The organism is Bacillus sp. hwrm1, from assembly GCF_040207805.1.
In the GTDB taxonomy this organism is placed as follows: domain Bacteria; phylum Bacillota; class Bacilli; order Bacillales; family Bacillaceae; genus Bacillus; species Bacillus velezensis.
This window is the reverse complement of record NZ_CP157943.1, coordinates 2,981,027-3,001,620: the sequence shown is the minus strand read 5'-3', so window position 1 is coordinate 3,001,620 and position 20,594 is coordinate 2,981,027. Positions and strand designations below refer to the sequence as shown.

At 48.3% G+C, this 20,594-nt stretch carries 20 protein-coding genes and 1 pseudogene; 19 read left to right on the top strand and 2 right to left on the bottom strand.

Annotated features, from left to right (window positions below; all coding sequences use genetic code 11):
* Positions 1–46 precede the first annotated feature (46 nt).
* The 10 genes and pseudogenes from ABK447_RS14955 (at position 47) to ABK447_RS14910 (ending at position 11,838) form a co-directional block, all read left to right on the top strand.
* Positions 47–1,483, top strand: coding sequence for an FAD-binding oxidoreductase (locus tag ABK447_RS14955; RefSeq protein ID WP_007409138.1), 1,437 nt, complete (start codon positions 47–49; stop codon positions 1,481–1,483).
* Positions 1,480–2,010 (top strand): annotated as a pseudogene (locus tag ABK447_RS14950) (MFS transporter); the annotation flags it as partial. The gene ABK447_RS14955 and the pseudogene ABK447_RS14950, both read left to right, overlap by 4 nt.
* 176 nt (positions 2,011–2,186) lie before the next feature.
* Positions 2,187–3,224 (top strand): N-acetyl-gamma-glutamyl-phosphate reductase, encoded by a 1,038-nt coding sequence (gene argC, locus ABK447_RS14945; protein ID WP_094031640.1) that lies wholly within the window; start codon positions 2,187–2,189, stop codon positions 3,222–3,224.
* A 22-nt stretch (positions 3,225–3,246) separates the two neighbouring features.
* Positions 3,247–4,464, top strand: a complete 1,218-nt coding sequence (argJ, locus tag ABK447_RS14940; protein WP_015239557.1) for a bifunctional ornithine acetyltransferase/N-acetylglutamate synthase — start codon at positions 3,247–3,249, stop codon at positions 4,462–4,464.
* 14 nt (positions 4,465–4,478) lie between these two features.
* Entirely contained in the window at positions 4,479–5,255 is a 777-nt protein-coding gene (gene argB / locus ABK447_RS14935; RefSeq protein ID WP_032871177.1) for an acetylglutamate kinase, read from the top strand.
* Entirely contained in the window at positions 5,252–6,409 is a 1,158-nt protein-coding gene (locus ABK447_RS14930) for an acetylornithine transaminase (protein ID WP_094031641.1), read from the top strand. Before argB ends, ABK447_RS14930 begins: the two co-directional genes overlap by 4 nt.
* 68 nt (positions 6,410–6,477) lie before the next feature.
* Positions 6,478–7,536, top strand: a complete 1,059-nt coding sequence (locus ABK447_RS14925) for a carbamoyl phosphate synthase small subunit (RefSeq protein ID WP_012117273.1) — start codon at positions 6,478–6,480, stop codon at positions 7,534–7,536.
* Entirely contained in the window at positions 7,529–10,624 is a 3,096-nt protein-coding gene (locus ABK447_RS14920; RefSeq protein WP_064107901.1) for a carbamoyl phosphate synthase large subunit, read from the top strand. Before ABK447_RS14925 ends, ABK447_RS14920 begins: the two co-directional genes overlap by 8 nt.
* Positions 10,612–11,583, top strand: a complete 972-nt coding sequence (argF, locus tag ABK447_RS14915) for an ornithine carbamoyltransferase (RefSeq protein ID WP_094031642.1) — start codon at positions 10,612–10,614, stop codon at positions 11,581–11,583. Before ABK447_RS14920 ends, argF begins: the two co-directional genes overlap by 13 nt.
* Before the next feature lie 75 nt (positions 11,584–11,658).
* Positions 11,659–11,838, top strand: coding sequence for a YjzC family protein (locus ABK447_RS14910; protein WP_003155070.1), 180 nt, complete (start codon positions 11,659–11,661; stop codon positions 11,836–11,838).
* Between the two features lie 36 nt (positions 11,839–11,874).
* Here ABK447_RS14910 and ABK447_RS14905 read toward each other — a convergent pair whose 3' ends face one another.
* Entirely contained in the window at positions 11,875–12,060 is a 186-nt protein-coding gene (locus tag ABK447_RS14905; protein WP_007409129.1) for a YjzD family protein, read from the bottom strand.
* Between the two features lie 260 nt (positions 12,061–12,320).
* Here ABK447_RS14905 and ABK447_RS14900 point away from each other — a divergent pair, with 260 nt between their 5' ends.
* The 4 genes from ABK447_RS14900 (at position 12,321) to ABK447_RS14885 (ending at position 14,951) form a co-directional block, all read left to right on the top strand.
* Entirely contained in the window at positions 12,321–13,055 is a 735-nt protein-coding gene (locus ABK447_RS14900; protein WP_080130436.1) for a hypothetical protein, read from the top strand.
* Between the two features lie 82 nt (positions 13,056–13,137).
* Positions 13,138–13,704 carry a hypothetical protein gene (locus tag ABK447_RS14895; RefSeq protein WP_007409126.1) on the top strand — a complete coding sequence of 189 codons (567 nt, stop codon included), beginning with the start codon at positions 13,138–13,140 and terminating at the stop codon, positions 13,702–13,704.
* An 89-nt stretch (positions 13,705–13,793) separates the two neighbouring features.
* On the top strand, positions 13,794–14,747 hold the full coding sequence (locus ABK447_RS14890; RefSeq protein ID WP_007409125.1) for a BMP family ABC transporter substrate-binding protein: 954 nt from the start codon (positions 13,794–13,796) through the stop codon (positions 14,745–14,747).
* A gap of 12 nt (positions 14,748–14,759) precedes the next feature.
* Positions 14,760–14,951, top strand: coding sequence for a ComZ family protein (locus ABK447_RS14885; protein ID WP_003155061.1), 192 nt, complete (start codon positions 14,760–14,762; stop codon positions 14,949–14,951).
* A gap of 28 nt (positions 14,952–14,979) precedes the next feature.
* Here ABK447_RS14885 and ABK447_RS14880 read toward each other — a convergent pair whose 3' ends face one another.
* Complete coding sequence (locus tag ABK447_RS14880) at positions 14,980–15,198, bottom strand: hypothetical protein (protein ID WP_007409123.1); 219 nt, start codon at positions 15,196–15,198, stop codon at positions 14,980–14,982.
* A gap of 166 nt (positions 15,199–15,364) precedes the next feature.
* Here ABK447_RS14880 and ABK447_RS14875 point away from each other — a divergent pair, with 166 nt between their 5' ends.
* From ABK447_RS14875 to ABK447_RS14855, 5 genes are all read left to right on the top strand, one after another.
* Complete coding sequence (locus ABK447_RS14875; RefSeq protein ID WP_007409122.1) at positions 15,365–16,303, top strand: beta-ketoacyl-ACP synthase III; 939 nt, start codon at positions 15,365–15,367, stop codon at positions 16,301–16,303.
* Positions 16,304–16,325: 22 nt separating this feature from the next.
* Positions 16,326–17,564 carry a beta-ketoacyl-ACP synthase II gene (gene fabF, locus ABK447_RS14870; RefSeq protein ID WP_012117277.1) on the top strand — a complete coding sequence of 413 codons (1,239 nt, stop codon included), beginning with the start codon at positions 16,326–16,328 and terminating at the stop codon, positions 17,562–17,564.
* A gap of 83 nt (positions 17,565–17,647) precedes the next feature.
* Entirely contained in the window at positions 17,648–18,433 is a 786-nt protein-coding gene (locus ABK447_RS14865; RefSeq protein ID WP_012117278.1) for a DUF2268 domain-containing protein, read from the top strand.
* A 173-nt stretch (positions 18,434–18,606) separates the two neighbouring features.
* The gene (locus tag ABK447_RS14860; RefSeq protein ID WP_012117279.1) at positions 18,607–19,593 is read left to right on the top strand and encodes an ABC transporter ATP-binding protein; all 987 of its coding nucleotides are present in this window, start codon (positions 18,607–18,609) and stop codon (positions 19,591–19,593) included.
* Positions 19,590–20,579 carry an ABC transporter ATP-binding protein gene (locus ABK447_RS14855; protein WP_003155053.1) on the top strand — a complete coding sequence of 330 codons (990 nt, stop codon included), beginning with the start codon at positions 19,590–19,592 and terminating at the stop codon, positions 20,577–20,579. The genes ABK447_RS14860 and ABK447_RS14855 overlap by 4 nt, the downstream gene beginning before the upstream one ends.
* The last annotated feature ends 15 nt before the right edge of the window (positions 20,580–20,594 follow it).

The following is a 20,594-nucleotide window of genomic DNA, read 5'->3' as shown; positions in this document are numbered from 1 at the left end:
CGTGAGGCATGATATAATAGACCGGCTGCATGCGAGGGAGGAATCCATGAAGAAAAAATTACTTCTCATTATCCTTAGCATTCTTGTTTATACGGCGCTGTTCGCTGTTTCCGCTTTTCACAAAGAGCCGGTGCAGCAGGCAGGGACAATGACGGATGTCAGCCGTCTCATGCCCGTGAAAATTAAGCAGACGGTCAAAGGAAAAGAGAAAGAAACATTGGTCGAAACCATTAAGGAAGCAAAGAGAAAGCATCTGAAGATCTCAATCGCAGGCGCCCAGCACTCAATGGGCGGCCAGACGTATTATGAAGACGGTATCGTTCTCGACATGACGGGCTACAACAAAATACTCGGTCTCGACCGAAAGAAAAAAATCATCAGGGTGCAGGCGGGAGCGACGTGGAATGATATTCAGCGCTATGTCAATCCGTACGGGCTCGCGGTAAAAGTCATGCAATCGCAAAACATTTTTACGATCGGCGGCTCACTGAGCGCCAACGCCCACGGCCGGGATATCCGGTACGGTTCGCTGATTGATACGGTCAAATCGTTTCATCTTTTAAAGGCGGACGGCAAAGTCATCACCGTTACTCCGAAAGATGACCTGTTTTCAGCCGTCATCGGCGGCTACGGCCTGTTCGGCGTCATCCTTGACGCGGATATTGAGCTGACGGATGATGAGCTTTATGAAATGAAAACGAAACGCATGAACGCTGATACATACAGTCAATATTTTACGCAGCATGTTCGGCGCAACCCCGCCGTGCGCATGCATCTCGCGCGGATCGCAACAGGGGATAAAGGCTTTTTGCACGATATGTATGTGACTGATTACACACTCTCAGACAACCAGAAAGAATTAAAGCGGCACAATGAACTGAAAGAAGATGAGCATCCGGCGCTGACGAAATTCGCGCTCGGCCTCTCCCGCCGGTATGACTGGGGCAGAAATTGGTTCTGGTCAACCCAGCAGTCTTATTTTCTCAGCCAAAACGGCGTGAAAGTCTCCAGGAACAATGTCATGCGGTCAGAATCGAAATTTTTGGAATATGAAAACACGGACAACACCGATGTGCTGCAAGAATACTTCGTGCCAGTCGGCGAATTTGCGCCGTACATTCATGATTTACGCAAGACGCTGTCACATGAAGATCTCAATCTCGTAAATATTACGATCCGCTACGTGCAAAAAAATGAAAAAGCCGATCTGTCATACGCAAAGGAAGACATGTTTTCACTCGTTCTTTTAATCAATGAAGGGTTTTCAACAGACAGCCAGGCAAGTGCTGCGCGGATTGTCAGAAAAATGACGGATACGGCATTGCGCCACCGCGGCAGTTATTATCTCCCGTATATGCTGTATCAAACGAAAGAGCAGATGCGCGAGGCATATCCGAAAAGCGATATGTTCTTTCAGAAAAAACACAAATATGATCCGGATGACTTGTTTATGAATTATTTTTATCAGAGGTACAAATCATGAAACACAACCATTTAAAATGGCTGATCCTGTCACAGAGCAGTGTCTTTTTTGCCGGCAGCCTGATCTTTCCGTTTTATATTTTATTTATTAAAAACATCGGTTCCAGCTACACGCAATTCGGTCTCTCATACGGCTTGTTCGGTCTGAGCGGCGCATTGATTCATCCGCTGCTCGGCCGGCTGTCGGCAAGACTGGATTCCCGCTGGTTCCTTATGGCAAATTCGTGGGGGATGGCGGTGCTTCTTCTGACGCTCCCGCACATTACCGGCGTGCACCAGGTTTATGTTGTGCAGGTGCTTTTGGGCCTGTTCGGCGCGATGCAAAAACACGGCGAGAAAATCATGATCGCCGATTACACCGACGGCGGGGAGCGGGGAAAAAAAGTCGGCAGCTATCATTTCTGGACGGCCGTATTTTCAGCTGCCGCCATTATTCTCGGCGGGTTTCTCGCTGATTTCTTTACGGTTTATATTATTTTTTACGCCAGCTCCGTGCTGTTTTTTATAAGCGGGCTGATGATGCTGAAAAAACAGGCTGATCCGATCAGCCTGTTTTTCTTATGCCCCCCCTCGATCGAGAGGGGGTTTTTTGTCAGCGAAAACAGATGGAAAATGAATGAAAAAATATTAAATATACAATTGAATTAATTTTTATTCATGTTATAATGTTAAATAATTTCACAAAAACCAAGAAGGTGAACCCGTTGAAAATAGGTATTATAGGCGCGACTGGTTATGGAGGCGCCGAACTTGTCAGGATTCTTAACCATCACCCTTATGCGGAAGATTGTATATTATATTCATCGAGCGACGAAGGAAAAGAATATGCCGCTTCATATCCGCATTTGAGGAATATAGCGTCACAATCACTTCGGCCGCTTCATATAGAAACGATCCGAAACGAAATTGATGTCATGTTCATAGCCGCGCCGCCCGGCGTTTCCGGAGAGTGGTCGCCCAAGCTGGCGGAGGCGGGCATCCCGGTCATTGATCTATCCGGCGATCTGCGCATTCAAAACCCGGCCGTGTATGAAAAGTGGTATAAGCGGAAGGCCGCTCCGGAAGGAACGATTCAAAGCGCGGTTTACGGTTTAGCTGAACTGCAAAAAGAAGAGATTCAGACTGCAAAGCTGATTGCCAATCCGGGATGTTTTCCGACGGCTGTGCTGCTCGGGCTCGCCCCGCTGGCGAAGAATAAGCTTTTACAAGATTCATTTCTGATTGTTGATGCGAAAACGGGCGTATCCGGCGCCGGCCGAAAAGCATCCATGGGCACTCATTATTCTGAGCTGAATGATAATTTCAAAATTTATAAGGTTAATGAGCATCAGCATACTCCGGAAATTGAACAGCAATTAGCGGCTTGGCAGCCCGGCACAGGCCCGATCACGTTTTCCGCTCATTTGGCGCCGATGACAAGGGGCATTATGGCGACGATGTATACGGAGGCTCCTCCGGGTATGTCTGCTGCACAGGTAAGAGAATTGTATTCCGAATTCTACAAAGATTCATATTTTGTCAGAATCAGGCCGGAAGGTGAATTTCCGGCGACGAAAGAGGTATACGGCAGCAATTTTTGTGATATCAGTGTCACCGTGGATGAAAGAACAAACCGTGCCACCATCGTTTCTGTCATAGATAATCTGATGAAAGGCGCCGCAGGGCAGGCGGTTCAAAATTTAAATATCATGAATGGCTGGCAGGAAGAAACGGGACTTACGATGACGCCAGTCTATCCATAGAACGAAAGAGGGATTCAAAAATATGATTCAGCTGAGTGAGGAAATCACGAAAATAAAAGGCGGCGTATCCTCGCCGAAAGGGTTTGAGGCAAAGGGCGTGCATTGCGGTCTGCGCTATTCAAAAAAAGATCTTGGAGCAATTATCAGCGAAGCGCCTGCAGTCAGTGCAGCGGTATATACGCAGAGCCATTTTCAGGCAGCGCCGCTGAAAGTGACGCAAGCCAGCCTGAAAAAAGAGGGTGTGCTTCAGGCGGTTATCGTCAACAGCGCGATTGCCAACGCCTGTACGGGAGACCAAGGATTAAAGGACGCCTATGAAATGCGGGACGGCTTCGCGAGCCAGCTCGGCATTGAGCCGGAGCTTGTTGCGGTTTCGTCAACCGGGGTGATCGGCGAGCTTTTAGACATGAAAAAAATTCAAGCGGGCATTGAACAGCTCGGTCAAGCGCCGTCCGTGTCCGGAGCATTTGAAGAAGCCATTTTGACGACGGATACAGTGACGAAACAGACGTGTTATGAACTGGTGATCGGCGGAGACATCATCACGATCGGCGGAGCGGCGAAAGGCTCCGGCATGATCCACCCCAACATGGCGACAATGCTCGGCTTTGTCACAACGGACGCGGCCGTGGAAGAACAGGCGCTCAAAAACGCGCTTAGAGAGATTACGGATGTTTCATTTAACCAAATCACCGTTGACGGAGAAACATCGACGAATGACATGGTGCTTGTGATGGCAAACGGCTGCGCGGGGAATGATTGCCTGACGGATCAGCACCCTGACTGGCCGGCTTTTAAAAAGGGATTAAAGCTTGTATGCGAAGACCTTGCCAAAGATATAGCCAGAGACGGTGAAGGAGCGACGAAATTAATTGAAGCCAGAGTCGAAGGCGCGAAAAACAACCTTGAGGCGAATATTATCGCCAAAAAAATCGTCGGCTCAAGCCTTGTGAAGACCGCCGTTTACGGCACAGACGCCAACTGGGGGCGCATCATCGGCGCAATCGGGCACAGTGCGGCAAGCGTAACGGCCGAACAAGTGGAAGTTTTCCTCGGCGGCCAGTGTCTGTTTAAACACAACGAACCTCAGCCGTTTTCGGAAACTGATGCCAAGGAGTACTTATCAGGTGATGAGATTACGATTGCAGTCCGCCTGCAGGAAGGCTCCGGCAGCGGCCGGGCATGGGGCTGTGACTTAACCTATGATTATATTAAAATCAATGCGAGCTATCGCACATAACAAAGGGGAGCGGCATGAAGAAAACGATCGTTTTTAAGTGCGGCGGAAGCGTAATCCGAGAGTTATCCGCCGATTTTTTTCAAAATGTAAAAGAGCTTATGCAATCGGGCTGGAACATTGCCGTCGTCCATGGAGGCGGCCCGGACATTTCAAAAATGCTGAAAACATTGCAGATTGAAACGGAATTTGTCGATGGACAGCGGAAAACGACCAAACCGGTGCTGGAAACAGCGGAAATGGTCTTGTCAGGGACGATCAATAAATTTTTCGTAACCGAACTCGCGAAAAACGGGCTGAAAGCCGCGGGAATATCAGGAAAGGACGGCGGTCTCCTTCAAGCATCCTATCTTAATCAAGACAAATACGGAGAAGTCGGCGAAATACAAAAAACCGATCCGTCAATCATTCACGCATTAATGAAAGAAGGCATCATTCCCGTTATCGCTCCGCTTTCCATGACAAGTGATTTCGAAACGCTGAACGTCAACGCAGACGCCGCGGCATCGGCCGTCGCTTCAGCCTTACACGCCGATAAACTTTTATTTGTCACGGATGTCGAAGGAATTATGGACGGAGAGAACAGGCTGGATACTTTGACGCCGCAAGAGATTCAGGCCCTCATAGATGACGGCGTGATTTCAGGAGGGATGATTCCGAAGGTAAACTCGGCATTATCGGCACTGAGTGAAGACGTCGAGGAAGTGATGATCGTAAACGGAAAAGGAGCGTTTTTTACCGATCAAGCCTTCCAAGGAACAAAAATCGTCAAAGAAAAGGAGAGCGTGTCATGAGCAGTCTATTTCAAACCTACAGCCGCTGGCCCATCGATATCAAAAAAGCGAAAGGGACAATTGCAGAGGATGAAAACGGAAAAACGTATCTCGATTTTATTCAGGGCATCGCCGTTTCCAATCTCGGCCATTGTCATGATGAGGTCACAGAAGCAGTGAAAGAACAGCTTGACAGCGTATGGCACGTTTCCAATCTGTTTGAAAATGATCTTCAGGAAAAAGCCGCGGCAAAGCTTGCCGAACATAGCGCGGGAGATCTCGTTTTCTTCTGCAACAGCGGGGCCGAAGCGAATGAAGGCGCCATTAAGCTTGCCCGTAAAGCAACGGGAAAGACAAAAATTGTAACATTTCATCAATCGTTTCACGGACGGACCTATGCGGGGATGGCCGCCACCGGACAAGACAAAATCAAGACCGGTTTCGGACCGATGCTTCAAGGCTTTCACTATCTTCCGTTCAATGATCCGTCGGCATTCAGCACGCTTTCAAAAGAGGATGATATCGCCGCCGTCATGCTTGAGACGGTGCAGGGAGAAGGGGGAGTCAATCCCGCCGATCCGGAATTCATCGAAGCCTTACAGACATTTTGCAAAGACAAACAGGCGCTGCTTATCGCAGACGAGATTCAAACCGGAATCGGCCGGACGGGCAAGGCATTCGGCTATGAGCATTTCGGCATCTCTCCGGACATCATCACTGCTGCGAAAGGGCTTGGAAACGGTTTTCCCGTCGGAGCCGTGATCGGCAAAAAGAAGCTTGGAGAGGCCTTTACGCCGGGTACGCATGGTACGACTTTCGGCGGCAATAAGCTTGCCATGGCAGCTGTGAAAGCAACCTTGGATATTGTGTTTCAGCCGGACTTTCTCCAGGCGGCAGCAGACAAAGGATCATTTTTAAAAGCGCAGCTGAACCGTGAACTGACAGGGCCTTTTGTAAAAGAAATCCGCGGAAAAGGGTTATTAATCGGCATTGAATGCGCAGGTCCCGTGTCCGGCATCATCGGAGATCTGCAGGAACGCGGGCTTCTCGTGCTTCCGGCCGGACCGAATGTCATCAGGCTGCTCCCGCCGCTTACGGTTTCTGAAGAAGAAATGCTGTCGGCCGTCAGTATGCTTAAGGCAGCGATCGAAGCGCATTCGGCAGTGAAACGGTAATTTTTTTCGATATAAAAGTATAAAAATTCATATTTTTAATTAATTATTCATCAAGAGGTGGGCTTTAGATGAAAGGCTATTTAGTATTGGAAGACGGAACATCATTTGGCGGTGAACTTGAAAAAGAAGCCCGCTGTGTTGGCGAAGCGGTTTTTTTCACCGGAATGACGGGCTATCAGGAAGTGCTTACAGACCCGTCATATAAGGGTCAGATCATCGTCTTTACGTATCCGCTCATCGGAAACTACGGAATTAATGAAAAAGACCTTGAAAGTAAGATTCCTCAAGTCAAGGCTGTTGCCGTCTATGAAGCGTGTGAACATTTTTCTCACCACGAAGCAGTCTCAAGCTTGAGAGAGTATTTAAATAAATGGAACATCCCGCTCTTAACCGAAGTGGACACACGGGCCGTCGTCAAAACCATCCGCTCCGGCGGCACGATGAACGCTGCCGTGTCAACAACAGGAGAAATTCCGGCAGCATCCGGAACAGAAAACCCGGCGGAGCTGGCGCAGTCTGAAGACATCACGTCAATGGGGAATGGAGACCGGCATATTGCGCTGATTGATTTCGGTTATAAAAAATCAATCGCCTCGTCACTTGTAAAGCGCGGCTGTAAAGTAACGGTCATTCCGTATCAGCAGATGAACGCTGTTTACGACATTCAGCCCGACGGAATCGTGCTCTCAAACGGCCCGGGCGACCCGAAAGCGATTGCGCCGTACATGAACCGGATTACATCATTACTCAGTGATTTCCCCGCACTCGGCATTTGCCTCGGGCATCAGCTGATTGCCCTGGCTTTCGGAGGAAATACGTATAAGCTGCCGTTCGGCCACAGGGGTGCCAACCATCCCGTCATTGACCGGAAAACGAAACGGGTGTTTATGACAAGCCAGAACCACAGCTATGTCGTTGATGAAGCATCAATTGACGAAAACGAGCTGTCCATCAGATTTCATCATGTCAATGACACATCGGTGGAAGGGCTCATTCATAAGCGCCTTCCCGTATTAAGCGTCCAGTTCCACCCTGAAGCTCATCCCGGACCGGCTGAGAGCGAGTGGATATTTGATGAATTTCTAGAGAAAGTGATACCAGCAAGGAGAGAAATCGCTCATGCCTAAAGATACAACCATTTCCAGCATATTAGTCATCGGCTCCGGCCCCATCATCATCGGCCAGGCGGCAGAATTTGATTATTCAGGAACGCAGGGCTGCATGGCTCTGAAAGAAGAAGGATACCGCGTTATTCTAGTCAACAACAACCCGGCAACGATTATGACGGATGAGGCGTTTGCCGATGAAATATATTTTGAACCGCTCACAACCGACAGCATCGAGGCCATTATTGAAAAAGAAAAACCGGACGGTCTGCTTGCCAATTTGGGCGGCCAGACGGCATTGAATTTAGCCGTTAAGCTTGAAGAAGCAGGCGTGCTGAAGAAGCATCACGTCAAGCTTTTGGGAACATCGGTGGAAACCATTCAAAAAGGCGAAGACCGGGAGCAGTTCCGCGCCCTGATGAAAGAGCTCGATCAGCCCGTTCCGGAAAGCGAAATCGTCGACAACGAAGAAGACGCCCTCCGTTTCGCTGAGTCTATCGGATTTCCGGTCATTCTGAGACCGGCGTACACGTTAGGCGGAAAGGGAGGCGGAATCGCGAAAACGAAAGAAGCGTTTCAGACGCTTATTAAACAGGCGCTCTTAGCAAGCCCGATCAGCCAATGCCTCGTCGAAAAAAGCATCGCCGGTTTTAAAGAAATCGAATATGAGGTCATGCGCGACAGCAATCATACATGCATCACCGTCTGCAATATGGAAAACATCGATCCCGTCGGCGTGCACACAGGGGACTCCATTGTCGTCGCACCGTCCCAGACGTTAACGGATGAAGAATATCAGATGCTGCGTTCAGCAAGCCTGGCGATTATTTCGGCGCTGGATGTGGTCGGCGGCTGCAACATTCAATTTGCGCTGGATCCGTTCAGCAAACAGTACTATGTCATTGAAGTGAACCCGCGTGTCAGCCGCTCTTCAGCTCTCGCGTCAAAAGCGACCGGCTATCCGATTGCCAAAATGGCGGCGAAACTTGCCGTCGGCTATACGCTTGATGAACTGAAAAATCCGCTGACGGGCTCTACTTATGCAAGCTTTGAACCGGCGCTTGATTATGTCATCGTCAAATTCCCGCGCTGGCCGTTTGATAAATTTAAACATGCCGACCGCACGCTCGGAACGAAGATGAAAGCGACGGGAGAGGTCATGGCGATTGAAAGAAATATGGAAGCGGCCATTCAAAAAGCGGCGGCCTCCCTTGAGCTGAAAACGATCGGCACCCGCCTGCCTGAACTCGGCGGCTGTACGATCAATCAGCTGTGGGAATTAGCGGTAACGCCGGATGACCGGAGATTTTTCGTCGTCATGGAGCTGTTAAGCCGCGGTGAAACGATAGAAGACATCCATGCCAAAACGAAAATTGACCCGTTTTTTCTCCATGTATTCCGAAATATCATCACATTGGAAAACAAGCTGATGGAAGAAGGGGATCATCTGTCTTTCCCGCTTTTAAAGCAGGCGAAGGTAAAGGGCTTCACGGATGTCATGATCGCATCTCTCACGGGAAAAACGGAAGAAGACATCCGTGCTCTCAGAAAGAAATCAGGCATCGTCCCGTCGTTTAAAATCGTAGATACATGCGCCGCTGAATTTGATGCCAAGACGAATTATTTCTACTCCACCTACCTCGGGGAAAGCGACGGAGATATCAGCCGAAAAGAGAAAAAACGCGCCCTCATCATCGGCTCAGGCCCGATCCGCATCGGTCAGGGAGTGGAATTTGATTACAGCGCCGTCCACGGCGTTCTGACCCTGCAAAAGCTGGGGTATGAAACGATTATGATCAATAACAATCCGGAAACAGTAAGCACGGATTATGAAATCGCCGACCGGCTTTATTTTGAACCGCTGACGACAGAACATATTTTGAATGTGGCGGAACATGAAAACATTGATTTTGCCATCGTCCAGTTTGGGGGACAGACCGCGATCAATGCCGCTGAACCGCTGGAAAAAGCGGGCATTCCGCTGCTCGGAACATCCTTTGAAACCCTTGATGCGCTGGAGGATCGGGATCTGTTTTATCAGCTGCTTGATGACCTTGACCTCAAACATGCCAAAGGCGAAACCGCTTATTCAAAAGAAGAAGCAACGGAAAAAGCAAGCCGAATCGGCTACCCCGTGCTGATCCGTCCGTCTTATGTCATCGGTGGGATGGGCATGATCATCGTTGATTCAGAAGCGCAAATGTCAGAACTGCTGGAAAATGAAGCGGGCATGCCGTATCCGATTTTGATCGATCAGTACATTACAGGAAAAGAATTGGAGATCGATCTGATTTCCGACGGACATGAAGTATTCGTGCCGACTTACACAGAGCACATTGAACGCGCCGGCGTCCATTCGGGCGACAGTTTTGCGATTCTTCCGGGTCCGTCTGTCACACCTGATATGCAGCGGAATATAAAAGAGGCCGCCGAAAAAATCGCGGTAAAACTGGCTTTTAAAGGCATCATGAACATTCAGTTTGTCATTGATGACAAAGGGGATATTCTCGTTCTTGAAGTGAATCCGCGGGCAAGCCGCACGGTTCCTGTCGTGTCTAAGGTGATGGGGGTGCCGATGATCCCGCTTGCCGCCAGATTGCTGGCCGGCGCTTCCCTTAAAGACATCAAGCCTGAGGTTCAAAATCAGCACGGAACGGCAGTGAAATTCCCGGTTTTTTCTTCGCACGCCATTCAGGATGTGGACGTAAAGCCCGGGCCGGAAATGAAGTCGACCGGAGAAGGCATGTGTGTCGCGTTTGACGCAGAAAGCGCCCTGAAAAAAATCTACGCGCACGTCTGGGAGAAAAAAGGCAGCATCTATCTGGAAGGCTGTGATGCGGAATTGGAACGTCAGGCTCAAGAGGCGGGATTTACGGTATGCAAAGATGCGTTCCCGGCATGGGCAGAGCGAAAGGATAAAGCGGTCCATATCAATTTCAATCACTCTGAAGAAGCGCGTAAACAACGGATCGAAGCCATGACGCACGGTGTGACGGTCTTTACTGAACCGGAAACCGTAAAGGCATTTTTAGCAAGCGGCTCGGGCAAACCTCAGCCTGTATCGCTCAAAGATCTTTATCAAAAGGAAGTGGCATCATGCACACAATAAAAGCGGAACACACATTAACCCATTTGTACGGCAAAGATTTTCTTTCCTTAAAAGATGTCAGCCCGTCAGACATCAATGCGCTTCTGACAGAAGCTTCATTATTAAAACAACATCCGATACAGCCGATTTTCCAAGGGAAAACATTGGCGATGATTTTTGAAAAATCTTCAACCCGCACACGTGTGTCTTTTGAAGCGGGAATGGCCCAGCTCGGGGGAACGGGACTATTTCTTTCAAGCAGCGACCTGCAGCTTGGGCGGGGGGAGACGGTCGCGGATACGGCGAAGGTGCTGTCCGGCTTCGTTGATGCCATTATGATCCGCACCTTTGAGCATGAAAAAGTCGAAGAGCTTGCCGAGCATGCAGACATTCCCGTCATAAACGGGCTGACCGACCGGTATCACCCGTGTCAGGCACTCGCGGATCTGTTAACGATACAAGAAATAAAAGGAAAACTGAAAGGAGTAAAAGCCGCCTATATCGGTGACGGAAATAATGTAGCGCATTCACTAATGATCGGCTGCGCAAAAATGGGCTGTGACATTGCGATTGCTTCGCCGAAAGGCTATGAAGTAAAGGAAGAGGCGGCAAATGCCGCAAAAGAAGCGGCGGCTGTTTCCGGAGCGAAAATCACCCTTACCGAAAATCCGCAGGAAGCGGTGCGGGATGCAGACGTGATTTACTCCGACGTCTTCACGAGCATGGGGCAGGAGGAAGAGACGCAGCAGCGGCTGAATGTGTTTGCCCCGTATCAAGTCAACGCCTCACTCGTCAGTCTCGCCAAACCCGACTATACATTTTTGCATTGCCTGCCCGCGCATCGGGAAGAAGAGGTCACGTCCGAGATTATCGACGGCCCGAACTCTGCGGTATTTCAGCAGGCGGAAAACCGGCTTCACGCGCAAAAAGCGCTCCTGAAAGCTCTTCTTTACAAACAGGATGAACAAAAAAACCGCTGAATCTCATTCAGCGGTTTTTGATATTTCTCCGCATACAAGCGCATACTACATAAAAAAGAAAAAGGAGGAAATGACGTGGGACAGCAGCATCAATTCCGCCCGGGACAAAAAGCGCCGAATAACGGTGTGTACGTTGAAATCGGCGAAACGGGAAGCATGGTCAAAAACCCGCAAAAAATCAAGCTTACAGTGGGAGAAATGTTCCCTGAAACTTCAAACCACAACAGATTGTGGACGTATCAACGAAAACCGTGAACACAAAAAAACCTGCTGAATAGCAGGTTTTTTTATTTAATGCTGGCTTGCATCCTGTTTGACAGGCATGATCTCCGCAAGAACAAAGACTAGCACCGCAATAACCACGGCAATAACGGATGATTGCTTGAAATTGTACGCCGCGCTGTTCATGGAGGCGACCAAATAACAGGCCATATGTGTTAAAAGGAACGTCCAAATAAAACCGATAATAAACCGCACGTTTCCACCTCGTCCTTCATTTTATTCTACGTTGTATCATACCATACATAAAGCGCGGGCGGAAGGTCATTTTCTCATCAAAAAGCGCGCCTGAAACTGACATTTGCCCGCCTGTCAGGCCGTCTGAAGGAAAATTCGGTTCCCGTGCTCGGGATAATAGCCAAAACATAGCAGCAAATAGGAGTTTATCCGATCCGTTTTCATTCTTCTTACATATGATAGCCAATAGAGAGATTAGGAGTAAAAGGAGGCGGGCAGGCATGGGGATTACGGAAAGATTTTTCCAATTCGGATCTGAGCTGAACGTCATCCATCTGCCGTATCGGCCGAATGGCTTCTGTATCTTTATTCTGGGGGACAGAACCCACTTTGTCAGCCGGGACTCAAGCTTTTGGCTCGAACATGAAGGGAGAAACCAGCTGTTACATGTGCTGCTTGACAGAGGGTACACGATTTTTAACAGCAATTTATACGGACGGCATTGGGGTTCGGAAAAAGCCGTCCTTTACGCCAGACAGCTGATGCATTATGTGTTGAAACAAGAAACCCTCAATCCGAAAATACACTTGCTCGCAGAAGGCATGGGCGCCCTTATCGCCGATCAATTGCTGCAGTCTTCAGCGGAGCATATCCGTTCAGCCGCAATGTTAGATCCTTGTCTTGACCTTCAAGCCCATTTTGAATCAGAGAAAGAAAATAAGTTTTTTTATAAGCAGTTTCTGAGGGAAACGGCACAGAGCTTCGGTGTTTCTGAAAAAGAGGCAAGCTCACTGAGCTATCAGACCATTACCGGCTGCCGCACCCGCGTGCCGGTACATATATGGCAAAGAACGACCGGAGCGCCGTACCCGTACACCCTGCATGCGAATGCGTATAAAGAAGCCCGGGAAAAGACCGGAAGCAAGACTGATATCACGTATCACCTGCTTGAGAACCCTGCGCGTATGTACAGAGCCATCTGCCGGTTTTTCCGCAGTCATGAAAAAGACCTGTAATGAATAGAATACAACAGCCATCTCTTTTCAGAGGGCTGTTTGGCTTGTGTGCGAATGAAAAACCGGAAAGGCGGCAGATGTGATGAAGACAGCGCTGATCATTGGAGCAGACGAATTTCTCGGCCTTTCATTGTGCGAACGGTTGATGGATGAGGGCGTGCATGTTGATGTCATTTTGGCAGAACCGGAGGACAAAACGAGGCAGCTGTATTTAGAAGAACGATTAATGTGGCTCGCGAGAAACGGGCTTTTTCAAATAATAGATGAAATCGGTGAAAAGGAATACGATCGTATCTGCGTTCAATACGGGAGCGGGTGTCTGCCTGAAGAAAGGGCTGAGCCTTTATATTGGATTGTTTACAGTGAGGATCACGGAGACTGGGAAAAAAACGGTCAGCGGGATACGGCAAAAGCGATTATCCTTCCTCCCCTTTACGGTCCGTGGACAGAAGCAAAAGAAGATGGCGAAAGCAGGATCTTTTTAGAAGACGCAGTCTGCGGGCTGATGAATCAGCTTGAGGCATACGGCACAGAAGACGAAAATCAGATTATTACCCTGGAAATAAAAGAAAAAACGCAAAAAACGGAAGCGGAAGAAAAAATTAAAGAATGGAAAAGACAATTTTCATCAATATTCGACATTTTTTAAGAAATACCTTCCATGTTATGTGCATTACCGCTACAATAAACGTATATCAATTATACATGTTATGAGTTTGAAAAGGGGTTGAACATGGCTTGATCACCAGGCTTGTCATGATCTTTTCTGTCCTCCTTTTATTGAGCGGATGCGCACAAACTCCGTTTAAAGGAAAAATTGAGAAGGTCGGAATGCTTTTTCCCGATACCATCAGTGACTTGGTATGGGGCACAAAAGGTTACAAAGGTTTATTAGCGATACAATCTGAATTTAACGTTGACGTTTATTATAAAGAAAATATCAGATCCGATGAAGATATTTTAAAAGCGATAGATGATTTTCATAAAAAAGGAGTCAATCTTTTATACGGGCACGGAAATGAATACGAGGAAATCTTCAATATGATCAGCAAGGATTATCCCGACATGGAATTCGTCGTCGCAAACGGAACGGCGAAAAGCGATAATGTCACAAGCGTTCATCTTATGGGAGAAGCAATGGGTTTTTTCGGGGGAATGACAGCCGCCCATATGTCAAAAACCAATGAGGTCGGCGTCATCGCCTCCTTTTTGTGGCAGCCTGAAGTAGACGGCTTTATCAAAGGGGCGAAATATGAAAAGCCTGATATCACCGTCAACACTGAATTTACGGACCACTGGGATAACGGCAATGAAGCGCTGCATCTTTACGAGAAGTTAAAAGCGGAAGGCACGGATGTTGTATATCCGGCCGGAGACGGGTATAATGTTCCTGTCATTCAGCAAATCAAAAAAGACGGGCTTTACGCCATCGGCTATGTCGCCGAGCAATCGAATCTCGGCAAAAACACGGTGCTGACAAGCACGGTGCAAAACGTAGATAAAGCCTATACATTAATTGCCGAGCAATATAATAAAGGTACGCTCAAGAGCGGAGATCACAACTTTGATTTCAGGGAAGGAGTCGTTGAAATGGGGACGTTCAGCCCTCTGGTGGACAAAGCATTTCAAGACAAAATCTCAGACCTTGTAAAAACGTATAACCGAACAAATGAACTGCCGTCAAATGAATAGAGGTGGATACACATGCAGCATGAAAAGTCTCTTGAATTTATGCAGATCGCGATGAAATACCTGCCGGAAGCAAAGGCGGAGCTTGAGAAATCCGGCATAGATCTGTCTATGGAAATGATTCAGCCGTTTATGGACCTGTTTACATCGGTCATGGCGGAAGCGTATGAGCTTGGCAGATCTGATGCCGGGGAGCTGAATAAATAAAGAGAGCCACTTTTCATGAAGTGGCTTTTCACATGATTTTTTTCTTTATAGCGGACACCATCGGCGCGAAGTCTTTAAATACGGGCTTTAATTGATCCAGAGAGTTCATGATGGACCCCAGCTGATTCATCACGTGGTTGTAATCGATCTCTTCTTCGTTTTCAGCCTGAGGCTGCTCCGGGTTTTCTTCCGGTTCTTTATCCCGGTCTCTGGAATCGCCGAACATCATTTTGGAGAAAATATCCATAGTGAAGCCTCCTTTCGTCTTCCTTTTATTCTATGAGGAGCAGCGTCCGATAGTTTAGACGAATATATTGCCAACAGAAAAAAAATAGGGTAGAATTAGTACCTGATACTAATAATTGATCATAACTAATTAGTTTTAAATTCATTATAAAAAAGGAGTCTTTCCAATGAAAGCTGGAATTCTTGGCGTCGGCCGTTACATCCCGGAAAAAGTGCTGACAAATCATGATCTTGAACAAATGGTAGATACATCGGACGAGTGGATTCGTACGAGAACAGGTATAGAAGAAAGAAGAATCGCCGCGGAAGATATGTATTCATCCGGCATGGCCGCTGAGGCTGCGCAAAAAGCGCTTGATCAGGCCGGCATTTCCGCTGAGGAGCTTGATATGATCCTCGTGGCGACGGTTACTCCTGACCAGTCCTTCCCTACCGTTTCCTGTATGATACAAGAGAAGCTCGGGGCCAAAAAAGCGTGCGCGATGGATATCAGCGCCGCATGTGCGGGTTTTATGTACGGTATCGTAACCGCCAAACAATTCATTGAATCGCAAACATACAAACATGTCCTCGTGGTCGGCGTGGAAAAGCTCTCAAGCATTACCGACTGGGACGACCGCAATACGGCTGTGCTGTTCGGAGACGGAGCCGGAGCGGCGGTCATCGGACCGGTCAGCGACGACAGAGGCATACTGTCATTTGAGCTCGGAGCAGACGGTACAGGCGGTCAGCACTTGTACTTAGATGAAAAAGGGCATACAATCATGCATGGAAGAGAAGTATTCAAATTCGCCGTCCGGCAAATGGGTGAATCGAGTGTAAATGTCATTGAAAAAGCCGGCCTCTCCAAAGAGGACGTAGACTTTTTGATTCCGCATCAGGCAAACATCCGCATCATGGAAGCCGCACGGGAACGTTTGGAGCTTCCGGTTGAAAAGATGTCTAAAACAGTCCATAAATATGGAAACACATCCGCAGCATCCATTCCGATTTCATTAGTAGAGGAACTGGAAGCAGGCAAAATTAAAGACGGCGACGTCATCGTCATGGTCGGTTTCGGCGGAGGATTGACATGGGGCGCCATAGCAATACGCTGGGGACGATAAAAAAAGGTGAGGTGCACACAAGATGAGTAAAAAAAGAGTAGTCGTTACAGGGCTTGGAGCCCTGTCTCCGCTTGGAAACGACGCCGAAACAAGCTGGAAAAATGCAATCGGCGGCGTATCCGGAATCGGACCGATCACACGTGTGGAATCGGACGAGTATCCGGCGAAAGTAGCTGCTGAACTGAAAGATTTCAATATTGAAAATCACATGGATAAAAAAGAAGCGCGAAAAATGGACCGCTTCACGCAATACGCTGTCGTAGCCGCGAAAATGGCCGTTCAAGATGCCGGTCTGAACATCACAGACGAGATCGCGCCGAGAGTCGGCGTTTGGGTCGGGTCCGGAATCGGCGGTCTTGAAACGCTTGAATCCCAATTCGAAATCTTCCTGACAAAAGGGCCGAGACGGGTCAGCCCTTTCTTTGTTCCGATGATGATTCCTGATATGGCGACAGGCCAAATCTCAATCGCTCTCGGAGCAAAAGGAGTCAACTCCTGTACGGTGACGGCATGTGCGACGGGAACAAACTCTATCGGTGACGCGTTTAAAGTCATTCAGCGCGGCGATGCCGATGCGATGATTACGGGCGGAACGGAAGCGCCGCTGACAAGAATGTCATTTGCGGGCTTCAGCGCAAACAAAGCCCTTTCTACAAATCCTGATCCAAAAACGGCAAGCCGCCCGTTTGATAAAAACCGTGACGGCTTTGTCATGGGAGAAGGCGCGGGGATCGTCGTGCTTGAAGAGCTTGAGCATGCCCTTGCCCGCGGTGCGAAAATCTACGGGGAAATTGTCGGCTACGGCTCAACGGGTGATGCCTATCACATTACCGCGCCTGCCCAAGACGGGGAAGGCGGTGCGAGAGCGATGCAGGAAGCAATCAAAGATGCGGGCATCAAGCCTGAAGAAATTGATTACATCAACGCTCACGGCACAAGCACGTACTACAATGATAAATATGAGACAAAAGCCATTAAGACCGTTTTCGGTGATCATGCGTACAAGCTTGCCGTCAGTTCGACAAAATCAATGACGGGTCATTTGTTAGGCGCTGCCGGAGGAATTGAAGCAATCTTCTCCGTCATGGCCATTAAAGACGGCATTATCCCGCCGACGATTAACATCGAAACACCTGATGAAGAGTGTGATTTAGATTATGTACCGGACAAAGCGCGCGAGCAGGATGTCAACGTCGTTCTCAGCAACTCGCTCGGCTTCGGCGGACATAATGCCACTTTGATCTTTAAAAAATATCAATAATACAGTTTCTGACCGGCTGCCTGAAAAAGGTGGCCGGTTTTTTTGTGCGTGCATATGATAACAACAAGAGGAGGCGAACCGGTATGAGCGTCAAGCAGACATATCAATGGATGGAAAAGGCGGCATCCGTAAATGATCTGGCCCCGCATCTTTTGCCGCTTTTTTCAGGGGCCGATAAGAAAGAGTGGAAGCCGATACTCGGCATGCTGCAAAACCACGGCATGTTCCGCCATTTGAAGGATGGCGTTAGGACCAGTAAACGGCTGAAAGAAAAAGGATGCTACAGCCATATTCAAAAGGAGGAAGCCTATTTAAAGGAGAAGTGGAACGGGCCGGACGTGCCGATCGTAGTTTTGCCCGTCGATGAACGAAACCGGAAAATCCGTCAGGAATTCGGATCAAAATCCGGTCTGGCCTTTCGGGACAAAATGTTCCTCTTTCTATCGTCGGATAGTTCCAATTCAGCTGTATCCGCCCTTATGACACATGAATATAATCACGTCTGCCGGTTAGAGCATGTGACAAAGGACGAAAAAGACGAGACATTTCTTGATACAATCATGATGGAGGGGCTGGCAGAATATGCTGTATATGAGCGGTTCGGCTCAAGTCTTACGGCGGAATGGACGTCCTACTATACGCCTGAGCAGCTTGATTTTCTGTTTGAAAAAAGAGTCAAGCCGAACCTCCGCTTAACGAGAGACAGCAGAATGTTTTCCCAGCTGTTATACGGAAAAGGATACTTCCCCTCAATGCTCGGCTATGCCGTCGGATTCAATATAGTAAAAAAATATTTAACCGACCATCAAAAAACAGTAAAAGAAGCATTGGCCATCCCTTCAAAAACCTTTCTGGAGGCAACGCTTTAATAGATTAAAAGAATGGAAATTATTTAAGGATATTACATTTATCCTAAAAAATTCTTGCTTTTGTAATAATGATGTAATAATATACAACTATAAAATTTTTCGACTATTCTATATTTTGTGATAGCGAAACGTATGTTTCCCTCTGCTTCAGCGGAATGAGAAAGGGGCGTATCATGAGCACACTATTAGAAGTGAATAATTTAAAGACCTATTTTTTCAGAAAGAAACAGCCGATCCCCGCAGTCGACGGGGTTGATTTTCACATTAACAAAGGCGAAACCGTCGCTCTTGTAGGAGAATCCGGCTCGGGCAAAAGCATCACCTCGCTTTCTATTATGGGACTTGTCCAAAGCTCGGGCGGAAAAATTATGGACGGCTCGATTAAGCTTGAAGGCAGGGACCTGGCCTCCTTCACCGAAAACGAATATTGCAAAATCCGCGGAAATGACGTCTCTATGATCTTTCAGGAGCCCATGACTTCCCTGAATCCGGTGCTGACCATCGGCGAACAAATTACCGAAGTGCTTGAATACCATAAAAAAATGAATAAAAGAGAAGCGTCCAAAAAAGCCGTTGAGCTTCTGGAACTCGTCGGATTCTCCAGAGCGGAACAAGTAATGAAAGAATATCCGCACCGTCTTTCCGGAGGGATGAGACAGAGGGTGATGATCGCCATTGCGCTCAGCTGCAATCCGAAGCTTCTGATCGCTGATGAGCCGACGACGGCGCTTGATGTGACGATACAAGCCCAAGTATTGGAGCTGATGAAAGACCTCTGCAAAAAATTCGATACTTCCATTCTGCTGATCACTCACGATTTAGGTGTGGTTTCCGAAGCCGCCGACAGGGTGATCGTGATGTACTGCGGACAAGTCGTAGAGAGCGCGAGTGTGGAGGACTTATTTTTAAACCCTCTTCATCCGTATACCGAAGGGCTGTTAAACTCCATACCGGTGATAGATGGAGAGATTGATACATTAAAAGCGATCAAAGGCAGTGTCCCGACACCGGATAATCTTCCGGAAGGCTGCCGATTCGCCCCGAGGTGTTCAAAAGCGATGGACAAATGTAAAACAGGGCAGCCGGAGCTGATAACGCATGAAAGCGGCCGTTCTGTAAGATGTTTTTTATATGAGGAAGAGGGTGCCCAATCAAAATGACAGCTGCAGGCCAAGAAACGATTTTAGAGCTGAAAGACGTAAAAAAATATTTCCCGATCCGCTCCGGTTTTTTTCAAAGGAAAGTCGGTGATATAAAGGCTGTTGACGGTGTTTCTTTTTCACTGAAGCGCGGGGAGACGCTCGGCATCGTCGGTGAATCAGGATGCGGCAAATCAACGGCGGGAAGGACGATGATCCGTTTATACAAGCCGACAGACGGCCGGATTCTATTTAAGGGTCAGGATATCTCCGGCTTATCTGAAGAAAAGCTGAGAAAAAGCGTCCGCAAAAACATCCAGATGGTCTTCCAAGATCCCTTCGCATCCCTTAACCCGAGGAAAACGCTGCGTTCCATTATTAAAGAGCCGTTCCAGACTCACCATATGTACAGCATGAGCGAGCGGAACGAGCGAGTAGAGGAGCTGCTGGCGAAAGTCGGCCTTCATCCGAGCTTTGCAAACCGCTATCCGCACGAATTTTCCGGGGGGCAGCGCCAGCGGATCGGGATTGCGCGGGCTCTGACGTTGAATCCCGAGCTGATTATTGCGGATGAACCCGTTTCCGCACTCGATGTCTCCATTCAGGCCCAGGTCATCAATCTGATGGAAGAACTGCAGGATGAATTCAACCTGACCTATTTGTTTATTTCTCATGATTTGAGTGTTGTCCGCCATATCAGCGACAGAGTCGGCGTCATGTATCTGGGAAAAATGATGGAGCTGACCGATAAACACGAGCTGTACGGCAATCCGCTTCACCCTTATACGCAAGCGCTTTTGTCTTCAGTGCCCGTCACGAGAAAAAAAGACGCCGTCAAGCGGGAACGAATCATCCTGAAAGGAGAACTGCCAAGCCCGGCAAACCCGCCGAAAGGCTGCGTGTTCCACACGCGGTGCCCGATGGCCAAACCGATCTGCAAGGAACAAATCCCGGCATTTGAAGAAGCCGCTCCCGGCCATTACGTCGCCTGCCATTTATATGCCTGAAATGACAAGCATCGA

Bases quoted from the DNA above. Each gene is read 5' to 3' on its own strand.
- argB (WP_032871177.1), top strand. From the start codon at position 4,479: ATGAAGAAAACGATCGTTTTTAAGTGCGGCGGAAGCGTAATCCGAGAG.
- ABK447_RS14855 (WP_003155053.1), top strand. From the start codon at position 19,590: ATGACAGCTGCAGGCCAAGAAACGATTTTAGAGCTGAAAGACGTAAAA.
- ABK447_RS14880 (WP_007409123.1), bottom strand. From the start codon at position 15,198: ATGGATATTTTCTCCAAAATGATGTTCGGCGATTCCAGAGACCGGGAT.
- ABK447_RS14875 (WP_007409122.1), top strand. From the start codon at position 15,365: ATGAAAGCTGGAATTCTTGGCGTCGGCCGTTACATCCCGGAAAAAGTG.
- ABK447_RS14925 (WP_012117273.1), top strand. From the start codon at position 6,478: ATGAAAGGCTATTTAGTATTGGAAGACGGAACATCATTTGGCGGTGAA.
- ABK447_RS14920 (WP_064107901.1), top strand. From the start codon at position 7,529: ATGCCTAAAGATACAACCATTTCCAGCATATTAGTCATCGGCTCCGGC.
- ABK447_RS14865 (WP_012117278.1), top strand. From the start codon at position 17,648: ATGAGCGTCAAGCAGACATATCAATGGATGGAAAAGGCGGCATCCGTA.
- ABK447_RS14930 (WP_094031641.1), top strand. From the start codon at position 5,252: ATGAGCAGTCTATTTCAAACCTACAGCCGCTGGCCCATCGATATCAAA.
- ABK447_RS14955 (WP_007409138.1), top strand. From the start codon at position 47: ATGAAGAAAAAATTACTTCTCATTATCCTTAGCATTCTTGTTTATACG.
- ABK447_RS14885 (WP_003155061.1), top strand. From the start codon at position 14,760: ATGCAGCATGAAAAGTCTCTTGAATTTATGCAGATCGCGATGAAATAC.
- ABK447_RS14900 (WP_080130436.1), top strand. From the start codon at position 12,321: ATGGGGATTACGGAAAGATTTTTCCAATTCGGATCTGAGCTGAACGTC.
- ABK447_RS14860 (WP_012117279.1), top strand. From the start codon at position 18,607: ATGAGCACACTATTAGAAGTGAATAATTTAAAGACCTATTTTTTCAGA.
- argF (WP_094031642.1), top strand. From the start codon at position 10,612: ATGCACACAATAAAAGCGGAACACACATTAACCCATTTGTACGGCAAA.
- fabF (WP_012117277.1), top strand. From the start codon at position 16,326: ATGAGTAAAAAAAGAGTAGTCGTTACAGGGCTTGGAGCCCTGTCTCCG.
- ABK447_RS14895 (WP_007409126.1), top strand. From the start codon at position 13,138: ATGAAGACAGCGCTGATCATTGGAGCAGACGAATTTCTCGGCCTTTCA.
- argJ (WP_015239557.1), top strand. From the start codon at position 3,247: ATGATTCAGCTGAGTGAGGAAATCACGAAAATAAAAGGCGGCGTATCC.